General features: G+C 63.9%; 20 protein-coding genes. 14 read left to right on the forward strand and 6 right to left on the reverse strand.

The genetic code is table 11. The features are described 5' to 3' along the window. Positions 1-102: 102 nt before the first annotated feature. Both ACYU70_RS00285 and ACYU70_RS00290 read right to left on the reverse strand, forming a co-directional pair. Entirely contained in the window at positions 103-1,095 is a 993-nt protein-coding gene (locus ACYU70_RS00285; protein WP_342300419.1) for a hypothetical protein, read from the reverse strand. A gap of 93 nt (positions 1,096-1,188) precedes the next feature. Continuing rightward, on the reverse strand, positions 1,189-2,091 hold the full coding sequence (locus tag ACYU70_RS00290; protein WP_342300421.1) for an outer membrane beta-barrel protein: 903 nt from the start codon (positions 2,089-2,091) through the stop codon (positions 1,189-1,191). 640 nt (positions 2,092-2,731) lie between these two features. Here ACYU70_RS00290 and ACYU70_RS00295 point away from each other — a divergent pair. Beyond that, positions 2,732-3,004, forward strand: a complete 273-nt coding sequence (locus ACYU70_RS00295) for a hypothetical protein (protein ID WP_342300423.1) — start codon at positions 2,732-2,734, stop codon at positions 3,002-3,004. Between the two features lie 52 nt (positions 3,005-3,056). Here the strand turns inward: ACYU70_RS00295 and ACYU70_RS00300 are convergent, their stop codons facing one another. Then, complete coding sequence (locus ACYU70_RS00300) at positions 3,057-3,629, reverse strand: RNA polymerase sigma factor (protein WP_342300424.1); 573 nt, start codon at positions 3,627-3,629, stop codon at positions 3,057-3,059. Positions 3,630-3,793: 164 nt separating this feature from the next. Here ACYU70_RS00300 and ACYU70_RS00305 point away from each other — a divergent pair, with 164 nt between their 5' ends. Further along, positions 3,794-4,663 carry a PhzF family phenazine biosynthesis protein gene (locus tag ACYU70_RS00305; RefSeq protein ID WP_342300425.1) on the forward strand — a complete coding sequence of 290 codons (870 nt, stop codon included), beginning with the start codon at positions 3,794-3,796 and terminating at the stop codon, positions 4,661-4,663. 1 nt (position 4,664) lies between these two features. Beyond that, entirely contained in the window at positions 4,665-5,345 is a 681-nt protein-coding gene (locus tag ACYU70_RS00310; RefSeq protein WP_342300426.1) for a hypothetical protein, read from the forward strand. 46 nt (positions 5,346-5,391) lie between these two features. On the opposite strand, the gene ruvC is transcribed toward ACYU70_RS00310, so the two are convergent. Continuing rightward, positions 5,392-6,030: a crossover junction endodeoxyribonuclease RuvC gene (gene ruvC / locus ACYU70_RS00315; RefSeq protein ID WP_342300428.1), complete on the reverse strand. Its 639-nt coding sequence runs from the start codon at positions 6,028-6,030 to the stop codon at positions 5,392-5,394. A gap of 144 nt (positions 6,031-6,174) precedes the next feature. Between ruvC and ACYU70_RS00320 the strand changes: the two genes are divergently transcribed. From ACYU70_RS00320 to ACYU70_RS00345, 6 genes are all read left to right on the forward strand, one after another. Further along, a complete protein-coding gene (locus ACYU70_RS00320; RefSeq protein WP_342300429.1) occupies positions 6,175-7,134 on the forward strand; it encodes a lysylphosphatidylglycerol synthase domain-containing protein in 960 nt (319 codons plus the stop codon). Then, positions 7,131-8,321 (forward strand): glycosyltransferase, encoded by a 1,191-nt coding sequence (locus tag ACYU70_RS00325; RefSeq protein WP_342300430.1) that lies wholly within the window; start codon positions 7,131-7,133, stop codon positions 8,319-8,321. The genes ACYU70_RS00320 and ACYU70_RS00325 overlap by 4 nt, the downstream gene beginning before the upstream one ends. Before the next feature lie 103 nt (positions 8,322-8,424). After that, on the forward strand, positions 8,425-8,943 hold the full coding sequence (locus ACYU70_RS00330; RefSeq protein ID WP_342300432.1) for a c-type cytochrome: 519 nt from the start codon (positions 8,425-8,427) through the stop codon (positions 8,941-8,943). A 57-nt stretch (positions 8,944-9,000) separates the two neighbouring features. Continuing rightward, the gene (locus ACYU70_RS00335; RefSeq protein ID WP_198070155.1) at positions 9,001-9,258 is read left to right on the forward strand and encodes a hypothetical protein; all 258 of its coding nucleotides are present in this window, start codon (positions 9,001-9,003) and stop codon (positions 9,256-9,258) included. 8 nt (positions 9,259-9,266) lie between these two features. Then, the gene (locus ACYU70_RS00340) at positions 9,267-10,457 is read left to right on the forward strand and encodes an ABC transporter permease (RefSeq protein ID WP_342300434.1); all 1,191 of its coding nucleotides are present in this window, start codon (positions 9,267-9,269) and stop codon (positions 10,455-10,457) included. 48 nt (positions 10,458-10,505) lie between these two features. Continuing rightward, on the forward strand, positions 10,506-11,810 hold the full coding sequence (locus tag ACYU70_RS00345; RefSeq protein ID WP_342300435.1) for a PP2C family protein-serine/threonine phosphatase: 1,305 nt from the start codon (positions 10,506-10,508) through the stop codon (positions 11,808-11,810). 136 nt (positions 11,811-11,946) lie between these two features. On the opposite strand, the gene ACYU70_RS00350 is transcribed toward ACYU70_RS00345, so the two are convergent. Beyond that, positions 11,947-13,470 carry an O-antigen ligase family protein gene (locus tag ACYU70_RS00350; RefSeq protein WP_342300437.1) on the reverse strand — a complete coding sequence of 508 codons (1,524 nt, stop codon included), beginning with the start codon at positions 13,468-13,470 and terminating at the stop codon, positions 11,947-11,949. An 8-nt stretch (positions 13,471-13,478) separates the two neighbouring features. Beyond that, positions 13,479-14,546, reverse strand: coding sequence for a GumC domain-containing protein (locus ACYU70_RS00355; protein ID WP_460615864.1), 1,068 nt, complete (start codon positions 14,544-14,546; stop codon positions 13,479-13,481). 221 nt (positions 14,547-14,767) lie between these two features. Between ACYU70_RS00355 and ACYU70_RS00360 the strand changes: the two genes are divergently transcribed. Genes ACYU70_RS00360 through ACYU70_RS00380 form a run of 5 tightly spaced genes read left to right on the forward strand, consistent with a single transcriptional unit; the run spans position 14,768 to position 19,731 of the window. Further along, a complete protein-coding gene (locus ACYU70_RS00360; protein WP_460615986.1) occupies positions 14,768-16,177 on the forward strand; it encodes an oligosaccharide flippase family protein in 1,410 nt (469 codons plus the stop codon). Beyond that, the gene (locus ACYU70_RS00365; protein WP_460615865.1) at positions 16,174-17,334 is read left to right on the forward strand and encodes a glycosyltransferase family 4 protein; all 1,161 of its coding nucleotides are present in this window, start codon (positions 16,174-16,176) and stop codon (positions 17,332-17,334) included. Before ACYU70_RS00360 ends, ACYU70_RS00365 begins: the two co-directional genes overlap by 4 nt. Before the next feature lie 59 nt (positions 17,335-17,393). Beyond that, positions 17,394-17,939: a hypothetical protein gene (locus ACYU70_RS00370; RefSeq protein ID WP_460615866.1), complete on the forward strand. Its 546-nt coding sequence runs from the start codon at positions 17,394-17,396 to the stop codon at positions 17,937-17,939. An 8-nt stretch (positions 17,940-17,947) separates the two neighbouring features. Further along, entirely contained in the window at positions 17,948-18,619 is a 672-nt protein-coding gene (locus ACYU70_RS00375) for a polysaccharide deacetylase family protein (protein WP_460615867.1), read from the forward strand. Positions 18,620-18,636: 17 nt separating this feature from the next. Continuing rightward, positions 18,637-19,731: a glycosyltransferase gene (locus ACYU70_RS00380; RefSeq protein ID WP_460615868.1), complete on the forward strand. Its 1,095-nt coding sequence runs from the start codon at positions 18,637-18,639 to the stop codon at positions 19,729-19,731. The last annotated feature ends 121 nt before the right edge of the window (positions 19,732-19,852 follow it).

The following is a 19,852-nucleotide window of genomic DNA, read 5'->3' on the forward strand; positions in this document are numbered from 1 at the left end:
CCAAACGTTAGGGGAGGGTCGCTCAACGTTGGGGGAGGGTTGCCAAACGTTAGGGGAGGGTCGCCTAACGTTGGGCGACCCTCCCCTAACGTTTGGCGTCCCCTATAGCAGGCGGATGCGCCGCACGACTTCGGCGGCGCTGAGGGCTTCGAGGGTGGGAGCCATTGCTTGGCCCAGCCGCCAGGTGTAGCGCTGAGTGCCAAAATAGAATTGGCCATCCCGAATCTGTACCACGATGGCCTGCACGTCGGTGCCGTCCGGGAAATGGTTTTGCCAGAGGGTGGGGTCGGCAGTGGCAAAGGTGCGGCACAGGCTGGTGTAGCCGGCGGGGCGGAGGTACACCCTGGTTTCGGAAGCCCCGGCGGGTACGCGCACCTGGCCCCAGGTCCAGGCCGCGTTGCTGGCAGGGCGCCAGTATTGGTCGAAATTTATCCAGCTGATGGAGTCCAGGGGCAGCACGGCTGTATAGAGGCCACTGGTGGCTGGCAGCGGAAGCCAGGAGGACTGGCCCTGGCCCTGTCCTTGGTTCTGAAGGCGGCCGGGCTGCCATCCCGACGCCGAATCGGCCACGACGGGCACGGCTCCATTGGCCGCAAAGGGGAGTTTCCACAACAGCATCCGGGTTGTGTCGAGGCCGCTGGTGGGGACGGGGGTGGCCAGGGTGGGCTGGATGGCGGCCGCGCCCACCGCCCGTTTCCATTGCAGGCGCGTGCTGCCCAGCCAGGCCTGCACGTTAAACTCGCCCGCCGACACCAGCAGGCCGGTATTCTGGAACGCCACGTTGGTGTGCAGCCCGGCCAGCACCATGTCGCCCACCGAGTGCAGCTCCCGCACCCGCAGCGTGGCGCTGCCAGCCGCCACGCTGCCATCGGGCAGCACGAAGGCATTGGCCGGAAAGGAAACGGTGGCCCCGCCCGCCGTGCGCAGGCTCTGGGCCTGGCCCAGGGCGAAGGTGAAGGTTTGAACGGCGGGCGCGGCGGCCCGCAAATCGGCGAAGGTGGCCGGTGTCGCCACCGGGTCACATATTACCACGTCGTCTTTGCGGCAAGCGGCCAGCAGGGCTACGCCCAGGCATACCCATGCGAAATGTTTCATAAAAAGCAGGAAGGAAAAAATGAGTGAAAAATCCCCGTCGGGCGCGGAGCTTCCGGCCGCTGGCCAGCCAGCCGGAAGCTCCTTGCCGAGGTATTAGGGCAAGTTGAAAGCCACCCCCAGCAGTGCCGCGCCCCCGAATAAGTGGCGCTGGTAGTAAGCCGAAGCGGCCGGGGCGAGGGACGTGAGCAGGTAGGTGGCGGTGGGCTGGGCCAGCAGCTCCCAGCGCCCTCCGGCCAGGCGGTAGCGGGCTTCGGCCCCCAGGCTGGCCCCCACGCTCAGGCGGCGGTAGGGGTTGTTGGCGAAGCTCCAGGTTTGGCTTTGGCAGGCGCAGGGGCTGCCCTCGGTGCTGCTGCCGCCCACGTACACGGCGGCTTCGGCCCCGGCCAGCAGGCCCACGCGCCAGCGCCCCGAAAGCGTCCAGCCGTAGCCCACCCGCACCGGCACCGTCACAAACCGGTAGGTATCGCGCCGGTGAATGCCGGTGGAATCGGCGAAATTTGGGCGGTTGGCGACTACGCTGGTCGGGGTGGTGTGCACCTGTTGCAGGGCCAGGGCGCTGGCGTATTCGGCGTAGCCCAGGCCCGCGCTCAGGCTCCAGCGGCTGCCGAGGGTGCGCCGCACGGTGATTTGCGCCGCGCTGCCCAGGGCGGGCCGTTCCAGCGTGGCCACCGGAGTAGAGGTATTGGTGGTGAGGTAAGGCGGAGAGGGCGAGGTGCCCGCGCCTGCGCCCGCCGCCATGTTTAGCGCCCGGTAGGTGAGGGCCGGGCCGGCCACTACCTGCACCGCCCAGTGCGACGCGAAGGGCAGCGGCAACGGGCTGGGCGCAATGGTCACCGGCTGCGGCGCAGGCAGCCCCGGCCCCGCGCCGAGCTGCACGGCTACCAACCGGGTGGGTAGCAAGGCCGGGGCTGCGCGTTGGTTGAGGCGGCTTTCTATAGCTGGGGCAATGCTGGCAGCGGCCGTTGTTGGGGCCGATTGAAAGGTTGGCTGGTCCACAATTGGGGGCGAGGAAGCTAATGGCAGCGGCCGGCTGCCGATAGGCTTTGCAGCTGCTGCCATTGCTGCCACGGGCGGGCGGCGGTGCCGGGCCAGGCGCTTTTTCGTGCCGGCCAGCGCTTGCGATAACTGGGTAGATGTCCGGGTGATTGCGGCCGTTGAAGCATTGCGACCCGGCCGCGCCGCGCCGGACCGGACCACTGCTGGATTGGCGGCTTCGGGCAAATGACTGATGGGGGTATTCGCGATGGAAATAGCCTGCTTGCCCCGTCCCTGCACTTGCCCGCGAGCGGTCCGGGTCGACGAGTTATTCCAACGGGCCCTATTTGAGGCCAGTTCTTTAGCCGCAAGCCCAGCTCCGCTCCCAGCCGGCCGGCCGGTGATGCTCCCGGAATCCGCCTGAGATACTGAAGCAGCAACTGCCTTTGTCGAACCCAAAACCGTCACGCCAGCCGGAGCCGATGGAGCTGCCGACGCTGATGCTGTTGTCGCCGTAGAGCCATTTGTCGCAATCGAGCCAGCTGAAGCAGCCGGCCCGGCAGCCGCATCAGCAGCTACTCGTGGCGCGGCAGCCGAAGAAGTTTGGGGGGCCGCCGACTGGCTCAGGGTCCCTGTTGACAGGTTTGAGCGGCTGGCTGGGGTGGCGCTCTGCGGGCTGGCGGCGTTAGTACGGGAGGCGTCGGCTGATGAATTATGGGAAGCCTTCTGGCTGGTTCTCGAAGCAACAGTAGTCGACCGTTTTGCTCCCCACCAGTGCCAGCCCGCGCCCACGGCCGCCATCGTCAGCGTTATCAAAAGCAACCACGCTACCGGAGCCCTGCGCCGCCGCTTGCGCAACTGCGGCGCGGCCACCGGCGGCGGCAGCTGCGCCCGAATGCCCGCCCACAGCGCGGCCGGCGGCTCCTGGCCGTAGTCGGCCAGGCGGTCGCGCAGGGCATCGTACAAGTCGTCGGGGTTGCGGTCGGTCATGGCAATTGGGGGTGATGGTGGGCCGCCAGGCGGGTTTCGAGCAGCCGGCGGGCCCGCGCCAGCTGCGATTTGGAAGTGCCTTCGGCGATGCCCAGCAGCGCGCCGATTTCCTGGTGCGAATAGCCCTCCACGGCGTAGAGGTTGAGCACCGTGCGGTAGCCGGGCGGCAGGGTAGCCAGCAGGGCCAGCAGGTCGGCCGTGGCCAGGTGGTCCAGGGCCGAGGGCTCGGCGGTGGGCAGGTCGCCGGCCAGCTCGTCGAGGACCTCGCCGGCCAGGCCGGGGTGGCGCAGGCGGTGCTGCTCCAGGGCGTGCAGCGAGGTGGTGACGGCAATGCGCCGCGCCCAGGCCTCAAATGGCCCCTGCCCCCGAAACTGGTCGAGGCGGGTGAAGATTTTAACGAAGGTGTTTTGCAGGGCGTCTTCGGCTTCGGCCCGGTTGGGGCAGTAGCGCAGGCACACGCCCATCAGGGCGTAGGAAAGTTTCTGATATAGCTGGTACTGCGCTGCCGATTCGCCCCGCCGGCACGCAGCCAGCAGCGCCTCATCAACCAGGGTAACGGTGAGCGGCATGCAGTGGAAAAGTAGGAGTGAAGGCAAGCGGTACCGGCCCGCCTTATACCCCCCTGACCGGCCAGCGCCGGCCCGGGTTGCGTAGCCTCAAAAATATTTTAAAATAAGCCGTCCGGCACCAAAAAACAGCCCAACAATTTGCCAACGCTCCAAGCGCCGTATTCTTGCCAAAAGAATTCCGCGCCCATCCACCCAACCCGCCCGAACCCGCCATGCGCTACTTCCACGTCGACGCCTTCGCCCAAACGCCCTTCGCCGGCAACCCCGCCGGCGTGTGCCCCCTCGAAGCCCCGCTGCATGCCGCCCTCATGCAGCAAATCGCGGCCGAAAACCACCTGGCCGAAACTGCCTTCTTCGTGCCCCGCCCCGGCACCCCGGCCGAGTTCGATATCCGCTGGTTCACGCCGGCCGTCGAAATCGACCTGTGCGGCCACGCCACGCTGGCCTCGGCCCACGTCCTGTTCACGCACCTCGGCTTCGATGGCCCGCAGGTCACCTTCCACAGCCAGAGCGGCCCGCTGCGCGTGACCCGCGAAGCCGACGGCCGCCTCACCCTCGATTTTCCCTCGCGCCCGCCGCAGGAATTGCCCGTCCATCCCACGGGCCTCACCGATGCGCTCGGGGCCACACCGCTACGGGTGCTGGCCGCCCGCGACCTGCTGGCCGTCTTCAACTCCGAAGCCGAAGTGCGCGCCCTTACCCCCAACTTCGCCCGCATCGCGGCCCTGGAGTACGTGGGCGTCATCGCCACCGCGCCCGGCTCCAATGGCGTTGATTTCGTGTCGCGGTTTTTCGCGCCCCGCGTGGGCATCAACGAAGACCCCGTCACCGGCTCGGCCCACAGCATCCTCATTCCCTTCTGGGCCGAAAAGCTGGGCAAAACCGAGCTGCGCGCCCGTCAGATTTCCCCTCGCGGCGGCGACCTCTGGTGCCGCCTGCGCGGGGAGAGAGTGGATATCAGCGGCTACGCCGTGACGTATGCGGCGGGGGAGTTGCTGGTGGGGGCTGATGGATTAACTCCTAAACAGAAATAATATGCAGCTATCTAGTGTGCTACAAAGATTATTGAAGCTTGCAAAAAATCTGATTAGCGGTAATCCTGATTTGAGTGGGAAAGCTAATGACTACATGAATCCACTGCCTGAGTTAGTGAAAGGCCTTGAATTATTAAAGCCGTTTCTCACAAAGCAAGGTTTTAAATTTGATAACTATGAAAACGATAAAGGGTCAGGTGGGCAATTTACAATAGCGACTTTCACCAATGGCAACAAAAAATTTGTCATTGGCTATAGATTCTCTATTGGTTATGTAATTTATCAATACTGTGATTATACAGTTAATCATAGTTACTATCTGGACGGACTTGGCTATGCTGAGCAAAAACAATTTCCAGGCTTCCAATCAGAAGATAAGCTGCGGCCTTTTCGCTACATATTACATGACTTCGATTTTTTGATTAATGACTTTTTTGCTGGCGACTGCTCTGAATTAAAAATCATTGCTAAACAGCAAAAAGAGTCAATAGAAGAATGTAATCGCAATGCACAGGAAGAATATAAATACCATCACGATAAACTGAATATTTACAAAGCAAGGCAGGAATTCAAGGATAAGAATTACAAAACCAGCCTTACTATCTATAATGAGATTGAGTATCCGGAAATTCTATCTGACTTTGATAGGAAGGCCATTTCCTATTGCAAAAACCACTTATAAGTTGGGTAACTGCTCAAAGCTATAAATTTGAAAAAAGCACTGTCGCCTACGATTTCGCCGGCGCTTTTTTCTTGCCCGTGCTGGCTCCCAGCCGCTCGGGGTTATCGGCCAGGAACTTGCCCCAGCTTTTGCCGCCGCTCACGGTGATGTTGTTGCCCTTCTGGTAGTGGTGGCACAGGGCCACGGCCAGGGCATCGGTGGCATCCAGAAAGGTGCTGGCTTCGGCGATGGGCGGCAGCGTGAGGGTCTGGCGCAGCATGTGGGCCACCTGCTCCTTGGTGGAATTGCCGGAGCCCGTGACGGACTGCTTCACCTTGGTGGGCGCGTACTCCACGTATGGAATCTGGCGGCTGAGGGCGGCCGCAATGGCCACGCCCTGCGCCCGGCCCAGCTTGAGCATGCTCTGCACGTTGACGCCGAAAAACGGAGCTTCGATGGCCAGCTCGTCGGGCAGGTACTCGTCGATGAGCTCCAGCATGCGGTCGAAAATCCGCTTTAGCTTTACGGCGTGATTCGAGCCCAGGGCCTTCATATTGATAACGTCGTAGCACAGCACGTCCACGCGCTGGCCGCGCACCTCAATCAGGGCGTAGCCCATAATCTGGGTGCCGGGGTCGACGCCCATAATGATTTTGGGCAGCAAATCCGGGGCGGGAGCGGGGCGGGGGCGAAGGGGGGCAGGCATCTTACACAAAGTTACGACCCCGGGCAGGGCGAAGCGCCCGCACCGGCCGTTTCTTCGGCAGCCGCTGCTTCTACTCCACGCCCAGGCCGGGGCAATGGCCCTGACGAGCCCGAAAACCGCCGTGCCCGGCAGTGGAAACGCATTGTGTTCTGGGGCAAAATCGGCGTCACGCTGCTCACGCTGGGGCTGCTGTATAATTCCATTTTCGCCGCGCCCGATACGGCGGCGGCCTGGCGGCACCTGCTCAGCACCACGCTCAGCGGGGCAGGGCGCGCGCCGGTGCTGCTGGCCCTGGCCCTGGTGCCCGCCAACTGGGGCCTGGAGGCCTGGAAGTGGTACCGCCTGGCCCGGCACCTGGAGCCCGTCACGTTCGGGCGTAGCTTCCGGGCGGTGCTGGTGGGTCTCACGCTGGGCTTCGCCACCCCCAACCGCGTGGGCGACTACGCCGGCCGCATCATCGAGCTCAAAAGCCGTCGCGTGAGTGCGCTGGGGGCGGTTTTTCTGGGGCGCTACTGCCAGCTGGTGGCCACGGTGCTGGCGGGCGTGGCGGGGCTGCTCTACTTCCTGCTGAAATTTTACCTGAATGGCTACCCGGCGGCCGGGCTGGGCGTGGCGGCCTCGGCGCTGCTGCTGAGCGGGCTGGTGCTGGTGCCGCTGTACCGCTCGCGGCTGCTGCTGGCGGCGCTGGGCGTGTGGCGGCCGTTGCGGCGGTTTCGGCCGGCGCTGGCCATTATGCCCACGTATCCGGCCACGGCGCTGCACGCGGTGCTGGCCATTTCGGGGCTGCGCTACGCGGTGTTTTGCGCGCAGTTTATGCTGCTGCTGGCGGCGTATGGCGTGGGCGGGCCGCTGGGGCCGGGGCTGGCCGCTGTGGCGGGCACGTTCTTTTTGAAGTCGCTGGTGCCCTCGCTCAACGCCCTGGCCGATGTGGGCGTGCGGGAGCTGTCAGCCACGCATTTGTTTGGGCTGCTGGGGCAGCCGGCGCTACCGGTGCTCTCGGCCAGTCTGAGCTTGTGGGTCATCAATATTGCCCTGCCCAGCGCGGCCGGCCTGCTGCTGGTGCCCGGCCTGCGGGTGCTGCGCGAGAAGCGCGCCGGGAAATGATGACAGTGGTTGGAATAGGGCTGCTGGTGCTGCCGGCGCTGTACGCGGCGCTGATGGGGTGGCTGCGCGGCGGGTGGGGCGCTTCGCTTAAAGAAGAATCAGGAATGAGGAATGAGGAATCGGCACTATCCGCGAATTCTTCATTCCTCATTCCTGATTATTCATTAAGCGAAGCGCCGACTTTCTCCGTCCTCATCGCCGCCCGCAACGAAGCCTCAACCCTTCCCCAACTCCTGCGCGACCTCGCCGCCCAAACCCTGCCCACCGCCCGCTTCGAAGTCCTCATCGCCGACGACCATTCCACCGACTCCACCGCCGCGCTGGTAACTGCCGCCGCCCGAGAAACCGGTTTCGCCCTGCGCCTCATCGAGCTGCCCGCCGCCGAAACTGGCAAAAAAGCCGCCCTGCTCACGGCCCTGCCCGCCGCCCGCGCCCCCTGGCTGGTGTGCACCGATGCCGACTGCCGCCTCGGCCCCGGGTGGCTGGCGGCCTACGCGGCTCTGCTGCACCAACAGCCGCAGGCCAATTTCATCAGCGGCCCGGTGCTGCTTACGGGGCCGGATTCGCTTTTCATGACCCTCATGGGGCTGGAATTCGCCGGACTGGTGGGCGTGGGCGCGGCCTGCCTGGCCCGCCAGCAGCCCACCATGTGCAACGGGGCCAACCTAGCCTACCGCCGCGCCACCTTCGAGGCCGTGGGCGGCTTTGCGGATAACGCCCACCTCGCCAGCGGCGACGACGAGTTTCTGCTCCACAAAATCCACGCGGCTTTTCCCGGCACGGCGCATTTCCTGACCAATGCCGCCGCCATAGCCCGCACGGCCGCGCCCGATTCGTTGCGGGCGCTGCTGCGGCAGCGGGTACGCTGGGCCAGCAAGTGGCGGCACTACCAAAGCGCAGCTTCGCGCAACCTGGCCCTGCTGGTGCTGGGAGCCAATGTGGCCCTGGCCGCCGGGGCCGTAGCCCTACTGAAGTGGCCCGGCCTCTGGCCCTGGGTGCTGGCGGCGTGGCTGCTCAAGCTGGGCGGCGATGCGTGGCTGCTGAGCCCGGTGCTGCGGTTTTTCGGGCGGCGCAAGTGGCTGTGGGGGCTGCTGCCGCTGCAGCTGCTGTACGCGCCGTATGCGCTGGCGGTGGGAGCGGCCGGCTGGCGCGGTGGCTACGAGTGGAAGGGGCGGGCCGTGCGGTAGGCTAGGGCATTATTGGGCCTGAAAATCAACGCCAAAAAATACTCTCTCGCGGGCTTGGAAGGTAAATTTGCCGCACATATATTCCACCTAAGCCCAACGTGTTATGCGCTTCAATTCGGTTGGTTTCGCCCTTTCAGTCGGCATGCTGTTGATAGTCGTGCTCATTGGTTTCACCTTGTTGAGCGCCGCCGGGCTGGTGGGCTTTGCAGCCGATGAAGTTAAAGTTGCTCAATGTGGAGTGGGAGGTCCATCTGATGATGTAAACCCACGCGAACTGACTGCAGAAAAGACAATGACATCAGCCGGCTCAGAGTCGGCCGAAGTAGCTGCCGGCCATACACTTTTTAACAATAATTGCGCCCAGTGCCACGCGGTGGGCGAGCAGGTAGTGGGGCCGGCTTTGGGCGGCCTGACCAAGCGCCGGCCCATTAGCTGGATTTTGCCATGGGTAAAGAATTCGAGTAAAGTAGTAGCTAGCGGCGACGAGTACGCGATTACCCTGTTCAATAAGTACAACAAGCAGCAAATGCCCTCCTTTGCCCTCTCTGACAAAGAAATTACATCGATTGTGGTTTATATCACCTCGACAGAAGGCCAGTATTTGCAAGTAGTGGTTAATTAAAAGCAATGCCCGAACCGGGCTTACATTTGCCCAAATCCCAGCCCGCCGCTTCTCCCCGTGACTGACCCCGAATTCGACCTGCTCGACGAACTGTACTTCGTCACCCCGTTCCGCACGCTGCTCCAGAAAACCGGCCTGCCCGCCGCCGAACTCGAAGACCAGCTCCGCACCTTGCTGGAGCAGGGCCTCATCCGCAGCTACTGGCCCGACCCCGACACCGAGTTGGCCTACGAAACCACGTCCTTCGGGGCCATTGCCCGCGACGCGTCCTACCTGGCCTCGAAGGAAGGCCTGCTGCAACACAACACCCGCTAACGGTGGCGATGACGGCAGTATCGGCAGCGCCCCCCACCACTGCGGCCGCCGCCCGGCCGCCCGGCTACTACGTGCGCCAGCGCCTGTGGCAAAACCGCCCAGCCGTGGCCGGGCTGGCCTTTATTGCCCTGTGCACGCTGGTGGCGCTGCTGGGCTACTGGGTGCTGCCCGACAACTCGCCCAACGCCAACCACGGCTTCGTCCAGATTCAGAAGGAGCGGCCCGGCCTGCGCGTGCTGCTGCTGCGCCAGCCCTTGCCCGACTCGGCCCGCACTGGCCTGGCCCCGGCCAATATCCTCAGCACCTGGCTGCGCGGCCGCGAGCCCGAAGTGCAGGAAACGCCCATCGGCGGCTACCAGTTTTCCGGCGATTCCATCATCCTGAAACCCCTGGGCCAGCACTCCGCCGAGGCTGGTCGGCGTCGCCGCCTAGCGCTGGCTACCGTGGTGGGCCACGCCGGCCCGGCGGCCGACTTGCAGCGTGAAGTAAAAGCCAGCCACCTCATCACCCGCACCTATGCGCTGGGCACCGACAAAGCCGGGCGCGACGAGCTGAGCCGGCTGCTGCTGGGTACGCGCATCTCGCTGGGCATTGGCTTGGTGGCGGTGCTGATTTCGGTGGTGCTGGGCATGGCCGTGGGCGCGGTGGCCGGCTACTTTGGCGGCTGGGTCGATTCCGTTTTGCTGGGTGTGATGACTGTGGTGTGGAGCATTCCCGGCATCATGCTGGTTATTGCTATTTCGCTGGCGCTGGACAGTAAGGGCGTGTGGGTCAGCTTTGTGGCGGTGGGCCTGACCATGTGGGTAGACGTGGCCCGCGTGGTGCGCGGCCAGATGCTCAGCCTGCGTTCGGCCACCTTTGTGGAGGCCGGCCGGGTGCTGGGGCTGCCTACGTCGCGCCTTATTGCACGGCACCTGCTACCCAATATGCGCGGGCCACTCATCGTGTTGGCCACCAGTAATTTTGCCTCCGCTATCTTGCTTGAAGCCGGCCTGAGTTTCCTGGGTTTGGGCGTGCAGCCACCGGCCCCCAGCTGGGGCCTGATGGTGAAGGAAGGCTACGATTTGCTCGGTACTGAGGCTGGCCTGTGGCTCACGCTGCTGCCCGGCACGGCCATTTCGCTGCTCGTGCTCAGCTTCAACCTGCTTGGCAACGGCCTGCGCGATGCCTACGACCCCAAAACGCCCGTAGCAGTGTAAGTTTGTGGTCCCGCGCCCGCATTTCCGGCGTATTGCTTACCTTGCTGCATGCCTGCTGTCGCTCCCAATTCTCCCACCGAACCACTGGCAAATTCTGCCGCCGAGCTCGCCGCGCGCGATGAGCAGCTTAAGCAACTCCGACGCCAGCTGCAACTCAAACAGTTCGAGCTGGATACGGTGCTGGGCGTGGCCCACGACATGACCGCCCGCGACCACTCCGTGGATGAGTTGTATCACATGTTGCGGCTCACCCTCCAGGGCCAGCGCAACGTGGTGCAGCTGGTGCTGTTTGCCCGCGAAGACCACCATTTTCGTGCCCGCCTCGCGCTGGGCACCGACCTGGCCACAACTGAAAAACTTACGCTTTCGGCCGCGTTGCTCGAGGGGGAAGTGAAGGAGCCACAAGCCGTGGAAGACCTGCTGCTCGGGCCGGCCTGGGACAAATACGAGTTAGTGCTGCCCATTCTGCGGCAGCGCCAGGTGGTTGCCTATGTCTTCGTAGGCGGCGTGCGCTCCGATTTCGACCGCCAGCAGCTCATTCCCTTCCTCACCTCGCTGGCCAACACGCTGATGGGGGCCGTGGAAAACCGCCGCCTCCAGGCCCAGCGCGTGGCCGATGCCGCCGTGCGCAAGGAAATCGAAATTGCCCAGGAAGTGCAGGCCATGCTTTTCCCGCGCAAGCTGCCCAACGATGCCGACCTGGCCATCGAGCGCAGCTACGTGCCGCACACCGAAATCGGGGGCGATTATTACGACGTGGTCGACATCGACGCTGACCGGCTGCTGCTGTGCGTGGCCGACGTGAGCGGCAAGGGCGTACCGGCCTCGCTGCTCATGTCGAACTTCCAGGCGGGGCTGCGCACGCTGCTGCGCCAGGGCGTGCCGCTGGCCACCATCGTGCCCGAGCTCAACCACTTGCTGTTCCGCAACTCGGGCGGCGAGAAGTTTATCACCGCCTTTCTGGGCATCTACGACCGCCGCACCCGCCGCCTGCAATACGTGAACGCCGGCCACAACGACCCGCTGCTGCTGGCCGACAACGGCACCGTGACCACGCTGAAAGACGGCACCGTGATGCTCGGCATTATGGAAGAATTGCCGCTGCTGCGAGTGGGCGAAATCGCAATACCGCACCAGTCGCTGCTGCTGCTCTACACCGACGGCCTCACCGAAGTATTCGACGCCGACAACAACGAATTCGGCGAAGAAGGCGTGCTGGCCGTGCTGCACCGCAGCCGCTACCTGCCGCTACCCAAGCTGCACCAGGAACTGCTGCGCAGCATCAATGCCTTCAGCGCCCACAACGCGCAGTTCGCCGATGATGTGACGATTCTCAGTTGCCGATTTAAGTAAGCTCCGCCTGTCATTGCGAGTGGAGCGCAGCGGAACGCGGCAATCCGTCCTGTCAAAATTAGAAACTGCCTTTTACCAGAAAGCCCCATCTCTGTACTAGAGTTGGGGCTTTCTGGTAAAAGAGCTGTGTCACATCTTAGGGTTGGTCGCTGAGAACAGGACGGATTGCCGCGTTGCGCTCCGCTTCACTCGCAATGACAGCCGGCGCTTCTGCACCCGCCTCCAGCCACGACTGCGCCCGCACCAGTAGCGCCAAGCAGATAAAGAATACCGGCCCAATTTTGTCCACTTCCACCAGCTCATTCAGCGTGAGATGGAAGATGATGACCACCAGCGACATTGTAGCGGCCAGCACCACGCGGCGCACTTCGGGCTGCGAACGGGAGCGGTGGTAGAGGTTTTCGGCGAATAATAACGACGTGGCTATCAGCGTGACGAAAAGCAGGAAGCCCGGTATTCCCTGCTCGGCCAGCTGAAGCAGGAAGTAGTTGTGAGTCGTGGATTTCTCGGGGTTGTCGCTCACGTAGGTGCGGAAGCTCTTCACCGTGTAGCGCTTGTATTCGGGATAGAAAGTGGCCGCGCCGCTGCCGGTGATGGGCTTGTCGCCAATCATGCGGGCGGCGGCCACCCAGCGGTACACCCGCTCCATGCCCGACACGTCTTGTAGCTTGTAGGTGGCTTCGAGGTGCTTCTCGAAGTTCTGACCGTTGAACACCGTGCGCTCGTAGTTGGGCGCAAATTCCATGTACCGGTCGCCGGTCACCACGTAGGCCACGCTCAGCGTCACGCCCACGGCCACGGCCAGCAGCACCACCCGCGTGAGGCGCAGGCGCATTGCCAGGTAAAACAGTCCCGCGATGGGCAGCGACAGGATGGAAGCCCGCGTGTAGGACGTGAGCAGGCCAAACAGCACAATGCCCAGCCCCACGCGCCACGCCAGCCGCGCGCCGCCCCGGCTGGTGGCCTGACTAGCAAACCAGGCAAACGGCACCAGCAGCGCCAGCATGGCCGCATAAATCACGTGGTTGCGAAAAAACGGGTGCAGCGCCCAGTTGATTTCGGCAAAGCTGAAACCCTTGGTGGCGTGGCGGCTGGCCACGTACAGCACGCTCAGGGCGGCCCCGGCCACGTACACGGCCGCAAAGCGCCAGGTGTCATTCGGCCGCCGCACAATCAGCAGCGTGCCCAGCAGGAAAGGCACGATGTACCACACCTTGGCCAGCAAATACTTGAAGGACTTGAGCGCAGCAACCGAAAACAACAGGTCGACGGCCGTCCACAGCAGCATCAGGGCCAGGATTACCAGCAGCGGGTTCAGTAGCTCGCGGCGCGGGATGTGGCCCACGCCCAGCATCAGGGCCCCCAGCACGCACGCCGTGAGTACCAGCATCAGCGGCTCGGAGGGCACGTCCATGCTCAAGCCGCCAAACAGGCCAATTTCCTGCGAAAAAGGCAGCACGAAGAACAACAGGTAGTAGAGCCAGCGCCATTCGACCAGGGCCACCAGCACGCCGATAGCCAGCAGCGCCGGTAGGAACAAAGCCGGCAGCTGGGCCAGCGCCGCCGCCGCGCCACCGGCCAGCAACAGCCCCACAAACCCCATAAAGAGGAGCTGGGGCGTATCAAAAGACCGCCAGAGCTGGCCCAGCCGCTCGTTCACGGGCGGGTTCACGCCGGGCGCACGGCCCCGGGCCGGTTGTAGCGGTACAGCTCCAGCAGCGCGATGAACACAATCGAAAGCGCGAAGGTGAGCAGCATGGAACCCAGCACGATGAGCGAGCGCACGGGTTTGAATTTCTTGGTGGCCGGGTAAGCCTTCTGCACCAGGTACACGCTCGAAAGCCGACCCTTGATGCTGAGCTCCGCCGTTTCATAAGCCGAACGGGCGGCAATGAGGCGGCTCTGCAGGTCGGCCACGCGGGTCGTGAACATGGCCAGCGAGTCGGTGCCTGCCACGTAGCTTTCCAGGTTGATGAGGTTGCCGCCGTCGGCGCGGGTCAGGCCGCGCAGGCTGCGCTTGAGGCCGGCCACGTCGCCGCCGCTGGCTTCGGCCTTGCGCAGGGCGGCCTCGGTCTCAATGAGTTGCTTCACCATGTAGCGGCCCTGCATTTCAAGCCCGAAGATGCCGTAGCGGTGGCGGGCCCCCACCAGCTCGCGGCGGCTGCGCTCGTAGCTGGTGCTCAGATAATCGTAGCGCTGACGGTAGAGATTGAGCACCTGACGGCGGTTTTCCAGCGTCAGCTGCTGGTTCACCGAGTCGATGACCTGCACCAAGGTATTGGCGATGCGGGCGGCCAGGTTTTTATCCTTGTCGATGAAGGTGAGTTCGATGGCGTCGCGTTCGTTGTGCACGATGTCGAGGTTGCTGGTGAATTCGCTCAGCACGGCGTTATCGGCCACATCATCGCCGGGCGTGCCGGCCTTGTAATGTTCGTGTAGCTTGAATTTCTTGATGACCAGCTCGGCCACCGGCTGCGACTCGCCGATGGTGATGGCGCGGTCCAAATCTTCGGCCCGGCCGCTGAGTTCCAGCTTGCCGCCGTCCACCAGTCGGTCAGGGTCAGTGGTTTGCGGGTTGGTGGGGATGAAGATGGCGGTGGAACGGTACATGTTGGGCAGCAAAAGCGCTACCACGATGCTCACAACGGCCGCCAGCGCCACGGCACCAGCTACGAAATATTTCCAGCGGTTGATAATGGGACCCAGGCCCACCAGCGAGAAAGAAGGTGCAGACATACAGAAAGGAAAACCGCAGGCTCCGCCTGCAAAAATTAGTTAGGCAGGGAGCGGGAAAGCGGCCGGCAAAGATAACCGGAAAATAGCCCTTCACACCTAATAGCACGCCGGCAGTACGGCTGCCCCCATGCGGTGCGTAGCTTTGCGGGCTAAGCGCCTCGCCCCGGGGCGCATTTTCCGAATCTAGCGCTCCCCTCAGCATCAAACGGTTTTTCGGCAATATCAGCTTCGTCGTCCTGCTCAACCTGCTGGTGAAACCCGGCTGGCTGGTGGTCGAAAACCTGGTGCAGGACCGGCTTGGGCACGCTACGTTTGGCCTCATCACGGCGCTATCGGCCCTCACGCTGGTGGTGGCCGCCCTCTCCGATTTGGGCCTGACTCCCTACGCGGTACAGCGCGTGGCGGCCGAGCCTGGTTTCATGGCCGAAACCTTTCCTACGCTGCTGCCTCTGCGCGGCGCGCTCAACTTCGTGGCCCTGGCCGCCATGCTACTGGTGGGCTGGGGGCTGGGCTACCGTGGCCCCGAGCTGGGGCTGCTGGCAGCCGTGGGTGCGGCGCTGCTGTTGGCCCAATACGGGCAGTTTTTGCGCGGCACCCTCCAGGCCCACCAAAAATTCAACACCGACGCCGTGCTCTCGGTGGTCGAAAAATTCCTGCTACTCGGGGCCGTGCTGGTGCTCATTCCGGTGGGCCTCACGCTGCCGCGCTACGTGGGTGCCCGGCTGGGAGCGGCCGCCTTCACCACGATAATCCTTTACGGACTGATGACGCGGTTTTTCGGCCGCGTGAAGTACCGCTGGAAAGGCCCCGTGGCCCGCACTGCCCTGCGCGCCAGCATGCCCTTCGCCTTCATGACGCTGCTCTACGGCGTGAATGAGCGCATCGACATGGTGATGCTCGAGCGTCTGGCTTCGCCCACCGAGGCGGGCTATTACGCCGGCGCTTACCGCTGCGTCGATGCCGTGATGATGTACGCCTGGACGGTGCTGCCGCTGTTTTTTGCCAAGTTCGCCAGCGTGCCGAAAGATGCTGGCGCGCAGCGCGAGCTGCTGCGTTTCGGGCAGCGCATCGTCACGCTGCCGCTGCTGTTTGTGGTGGCCTTCATCTTTTTTCGGGGCGAAGTCGTGTTCTGGCAGTTCAAGCACAGTAGCCCGGCCGAAGTGGCCCGCATGACGCTCTGCCTGAAGATTTTATTCGTCAACGTGCTGGTGCACGGCTTCTTCGCCATCTACAGCACCCTCCTCACCAGCACCACCCACGAGCGCGCCGTGAGCTGGCTGGTGGCCCTCAGCATCGCTTTGAATATTGGTCTGAACCTGGTTTTCCTACCCAAATTCGGGGCCGTTGCAGCTTCCGTCGATACCCTGGTTTGTGCGGCGGCCGTGTCCGTAGGCTACCTGGTGCTGGTGGCGCGGCGTACCAGCGTGGGCGTGCCCGGCCGCCTGCTGGCCCGGCTGTTGCTGTGTTTCGGGCTGCTGTGCGGGGCGTGGGCCGGCCTGCAATACGGTATGTATTTGAAATGGTGGCTGGAAGCGGGCATCATGGCCGTGGTGTTTGGGCTGATTGTGCTGGGCACCGGCCTGGTGCGCCAAAGCGAAATCAAGCAGCTTATTCCCGGTAAGAAAGCATGACCTCTGCGCCTCTGCACATCGCCGTAAACACCCGTTTCCTGCTGCCCGGCGACCACCTCGAAGGCATCGGCCGTTTCACTTATGAAACGTTGGTGCGCCTTGTGGCGCAGCACCCGGAGGTCACGTTTCATTTTCTGTTCGACCGCGCCTACGATGCCCGGTACCTGTTCGGGTCCAACGTGGTGCCGCACGTATTGCGGCCGCCAGCGCGGCACCCGCTCCTGTTTGTGGCGTGGTTTGAGGGCGCGGTGGCGGCGTGGCTGGCCCGGCACCGGCCGGCCGCCTTTCTCAGTCCCGACGGCTTCACGACGCTGAACACGCGCGTGCCCCGCGTCACGGTCATCCACGACCTGGCTTTTGAGCATTTCCCGCTCGATGTGGGCCTGCTGCAGCGCAAGTATTATCACTTTTTCTCGCCTCGTTTCGTCCGTGCCTCGGCGCAGCTGGTAGCAGTGTCGGAAGCCACGAAGGCCGACATCGTGCAGACTTACGGCACCGCGCCCGAAAAAATCAGCGTGGCCTACAACGCACCCGCCGATTTATTCCAGCCCCAATCGGAGCAAAGCCAGCGGGAAATTCGCCGGAAATTCAGCCATGGCCAGCCGTATTTTCTGTTCGTCGGGGCTTTGCAGCCGCGCAAAAACCTGGGCAACCTGCTCCGCGCCTTCGACCAGTTCAAGGCCACTAGCGGCGCGGCCGCAGCCGATGCGCAGCTGCTCATCGTGGGCCGCAAGGCCTGGAAAGCCGGCCCCATCCTCGCCGCCTATCAGCAGATGCGCCACCAAAATGCCGTGCATTTCACCGGCCGCGTGGCCGATGCCGAGCTGGCCGGCCTCTACGCGGCGGCTCGGGCTACGGTGTACGTGCCTTATTTCGAGGGGTTTGGAATTCCCATTGTGGAGGCGCAGGCCAGCGGCTGCCCGGTACTCACATCAGGCGTCAGCTCGATGCCGGAGGTGGCGGGGGAGGGCGGCGCGTTGCTGGTCGACCCGCGTGACGTGGCCGATATTGCCGCCGGCCTGACCCGTTTGTGGACTGATGCCGGGCTGCGCCAGCAGCTGGTGGACCGGGGGCATGAGAACCTGAGTCGGTTTTCGTGGGCGCAAAGTGCCGAAGTGCTATGGCAGGCGATAGAAAAGGCCATCAGTAAACGGTAATATGAAGCGGTAGAACGTGCCGCGTGAAGCGCCGTCCGGCCGTACTTTTGCACCTAGTTATGGCCCGTTTGCACCCCTACAATTTCGTTCACGTTCTGCTGCCACAATTGGCGTGGCGTCGTCCCTCATCGGTGCGCCGCGAACTCAGCGACCCCTATCTGGCCAAGGAATTGCTGCATTATGTGTGGGACAAAGCGGCCGAGCACGTAGCTCCCGTCGACCGCGTGTCGCCCAAGGGCCTGCGCCTGAGTTGGCACGAAGTGGCCGGCCGCGTCACGGCCCTGTTCCATTTGCCCGCGCCCCAAGCCACCATGGAGGCCCATTTTTCGGCCCTTGTGTACGAAGAGGATGACGAGCCCGCCGAAACCGAAGCCGAGGAAACGCGCCCCCGCTACTTCACCCTCGAAGCTACGCTGGGCCTGAGCGGCCCCGCCGGCACGCCCACCGTGGTAGGCGAGTGGGCCGGCGATGTGCACCGCCACCTAGTCCGCGGCCCCGCCGGCGGCCGCCCCAACACCGCCGACGCTTTTCTGGAGGCGCTGGCCACCGTGCTCGGCCCGCTGCCCGATACCAGCGTGCCCTTCATGCGCATCGTCCGTTCCTGATGGCCGGCATGTCTGCCTGGCTCGAAGCGGCCGTGCTCACGCGCCCGCCCCGGCTGCTGCACGCCCTGCTGCCCGGCTGCGAGTGGACCGGCCTGGCCGCCACGCCCACTGGCGCGCCGGTAGTCTACCTCACGTTCGACGACGGCCCCATTCCCGAAGAAACGCCCTGGGTGCTGGAACAACTGGCTTTATTCAACGCCAAAGCCACCTTCTTCTGCGTGGGCGAAAACCTAGTGCGTTACCCCGAAATTGCCCGTGCTGCGCTGACCGCCGGGCACCGCCTCGGCAACCATACCCACCACCACCGCAGCGCTTGGGCCACCGCCCGGCCCGATTATCTGGCCGATGTAGCTGCCTGCCAGGTTGAAATCGATAAATTGCTGAATGAAGCCGGGCAAGCGGCCGTACCGCTTTTTCGCCCGCCGTATGGCCGGCTTACCTGGCCGCTGCTGCCCGCGTTGGGGCGTGATTTTCGCGTCATTATGTGGTCGGTGCTCACGCGGGACTATGACCTTGGCCTGAGTCCCGAAATCTGCCTGCGGTTTGCGCTGGAGGCTATTCGGGCCGGCGATGTGGTGGTGTTTCACGACAGCCGCAAGGCTAGCGCCCGGCTGCGCTATGTGCTGCCGCGCGTGCTGGCCCATCTGGCCGCACAGGGCTTTCAGTTTGCTACGCTGTGAGCGGGCTACTGCATCTTTTGTTGATTTACCTAGGGCTGTGGCTGCTGGGCATGGCGTTCACGGCATGGCGTTTCGCCAGCCGGCGCGGGGCCAAGGCACCTGAAAACCTGCCCGCGCCGCTACCCCGCGTGAGCATCCTCATTGCCGCCCGCGACGAAGAAGCGGCCCTGCCGCGCTGCCTGGCCAGCCTGCGGGCGCTGGATTATCCGGCTGAATTGCTCGAAATCCTCGTCGGCGACGATGGTAGCACCGACCGCACTGCCGCCGTGGCCGCCGCCGCCATGCAGGGCTTCGCGGGTCAGTTTCGGATTATCACCATCACCGAAAACCGGGGCCAGGCGCGGGGCAAGGCCAATGTGCTGGCTCATCTGGCCCGGCTGGCCACCACCGATTTCTTCTTCATCACGGATGCTGACATCAGCCTGCCCAAAACCTGGGTAGCCGGCCTGCTGGTCCACGCCGCGCCGGCCGTGGGCACGGTCACGGGCATCACGGCCGTGCGCGGGCCGCGCTTATTCGACCAATTGCAGGGCATCGACTGGCTGCTCTCGCTGAGCATGGTGCAGGTGGTGAGCGACCTGGGCCGCCCCGTCACGGCCATGGGCAACAACATGCTCGTGACCCGCGCCGCCTACGAGGCCACGGGCGGCTACGAAGCGCTGCCCTTCTCCGTGACCGAGGATTTTGCCCTGTTTCAGGCCGTGCTGGCGGCGGGTTTCGGCTTCCGGCAGGTTTTTCAGGCCGATATCCGGGCGGACTCGCTGCCCATGCCCACCTGGGCGGCGCTGCTGCGACAGCGCAAGCGCTGGCTGCGCGGGGTGGCTGGGCTACCGCTACGCCTGCGGCTGGAGCTGCTGTTTTTTAGCGGCTTCTGGCCGGCGCTGGCGGGCGTGACGGTTGTGGCGGGCCCGGCTGCAGCGCTCAGTATTTGGGGTGCTAAAATTTTCGTGCAGGGTGCGCTGGCAGCGGCGGCGCATCGCCGGGCCGGGTTGCGGCTGCGTTGGTGGCTGCTGCCATTGTTCGAGTTTTATACGCTGGGCCTGACCGGGGCCATTATGGTATTTCAGCTGAGTGGCGGTAAGGTGGTGTGGAAGGGGAGGAGCTACGAGTAGTTGACCAGACGTTTCATATCCCGCAGTGTGCGCAGTGAAAAAGGGCAGTGTTTCGCAGTGTTATTCGTTGAACGACACTGCGAAACACTGCCCTTTTTCACTGCGCACACTGCGGGGAACT

The organism is Hymenobacter segetis (genome assembly GCF_054776495.1).

What these genes read in the sequence shown, in the direction of transcription:
- ruvC (WP_342300428.1), bottom strand. Translation starts at nt 6,030, where the DNA reads ATGCCTGCCCCCCTTCGCCCCCGCCCCGCTCCCGCCCCGGATTTGCTG.
- ACYU70_RS00310 (WP_342300426.1), top strand. Translation starts at nt 4,665, where the DNA reads ATGCAGCTATCTAGTGTGCTACAAAGATTATTGAAGCTTGCAAAAAAT.
- ACYU70_RS00375 (WP_460615867.1), top strand. Translation starts at nt 17,948, where the DNA reads ATGTCTGCCTGGCTCGAAGCGGCCGTGCTCACGCGCCCGCCCCGGCTG.
- ACYU70_RS00355 (WP_460615864.1), bottom strand. Translation starts at nt 14,546, where the DNA reads ATGTCTGCACCTTCTTTCTCGCTGGTGGGCCTGGGTCCCATTATCAAC.
- ACYU70_RS00370 (WP_460615866.1), top strand. Translation starts at nt 17,394, where the DNA reads ATGGCCCGTTTGCACCCCTACAATTTCGTTCACGTTCTGCTGCCACAA.
- ACYU70_RS00330 (WP_342300432.1), top strand. Translation starts at nt 8,425, where the DNA reads ATGCGCTTCAATTCGGTTGGTTTCGCCCTTTCAGTCGGCATGCTGTTG.
- ACYU70_RS00340 (WP_342300434.1), top strand. Translation starts at nt 9,267, where the DNA reads ATGACGGCAGTATCGGCAGCGCCCCCCACCACTGCGGCCGCCGCCCGG.
- ACYU70_RS00300 (WP_342300424.1), bottom strand. Translation starts at nt 3,629, where the DNA reads ATGCCGCTCACCGTTACCCTGGTTGATGAGGCGCTGCTGGCTGCGTGC.
- ACYU70_RS00285 (WP_342300419.1), bottom strand. Translation starts at nt 1,095, where the DNA reads ATGAAACATTTCGCATGGGTATGCCTGGGCGTAGCCCTGCTGGCCGCT.
- ACYU70_RS00365 (WP_460615865.1), top strand. Translation starts at nt 16,174, where the DNA reads ATGACCTCTGCGCCTCTGCACATCGCCGTAAACACCCGTTTCCTGCTG.
- ACYU70_RS00345 (WP_342300435.1), top strand. Translation starts at nt 10,506, where the DNA reads ATGCCTGCTGTCGCTCCCAATTCTCCCACCGAACCACTGGCAAATTCT.
- ACYU70_RS00325 (WP_342300430.1), top strand. Translation starts at nt 7,131, where the DNA reads ATGATGACAGTGGTTGGAATAGGGCTGCTGGTGCTGCCGGCGCTGTAC.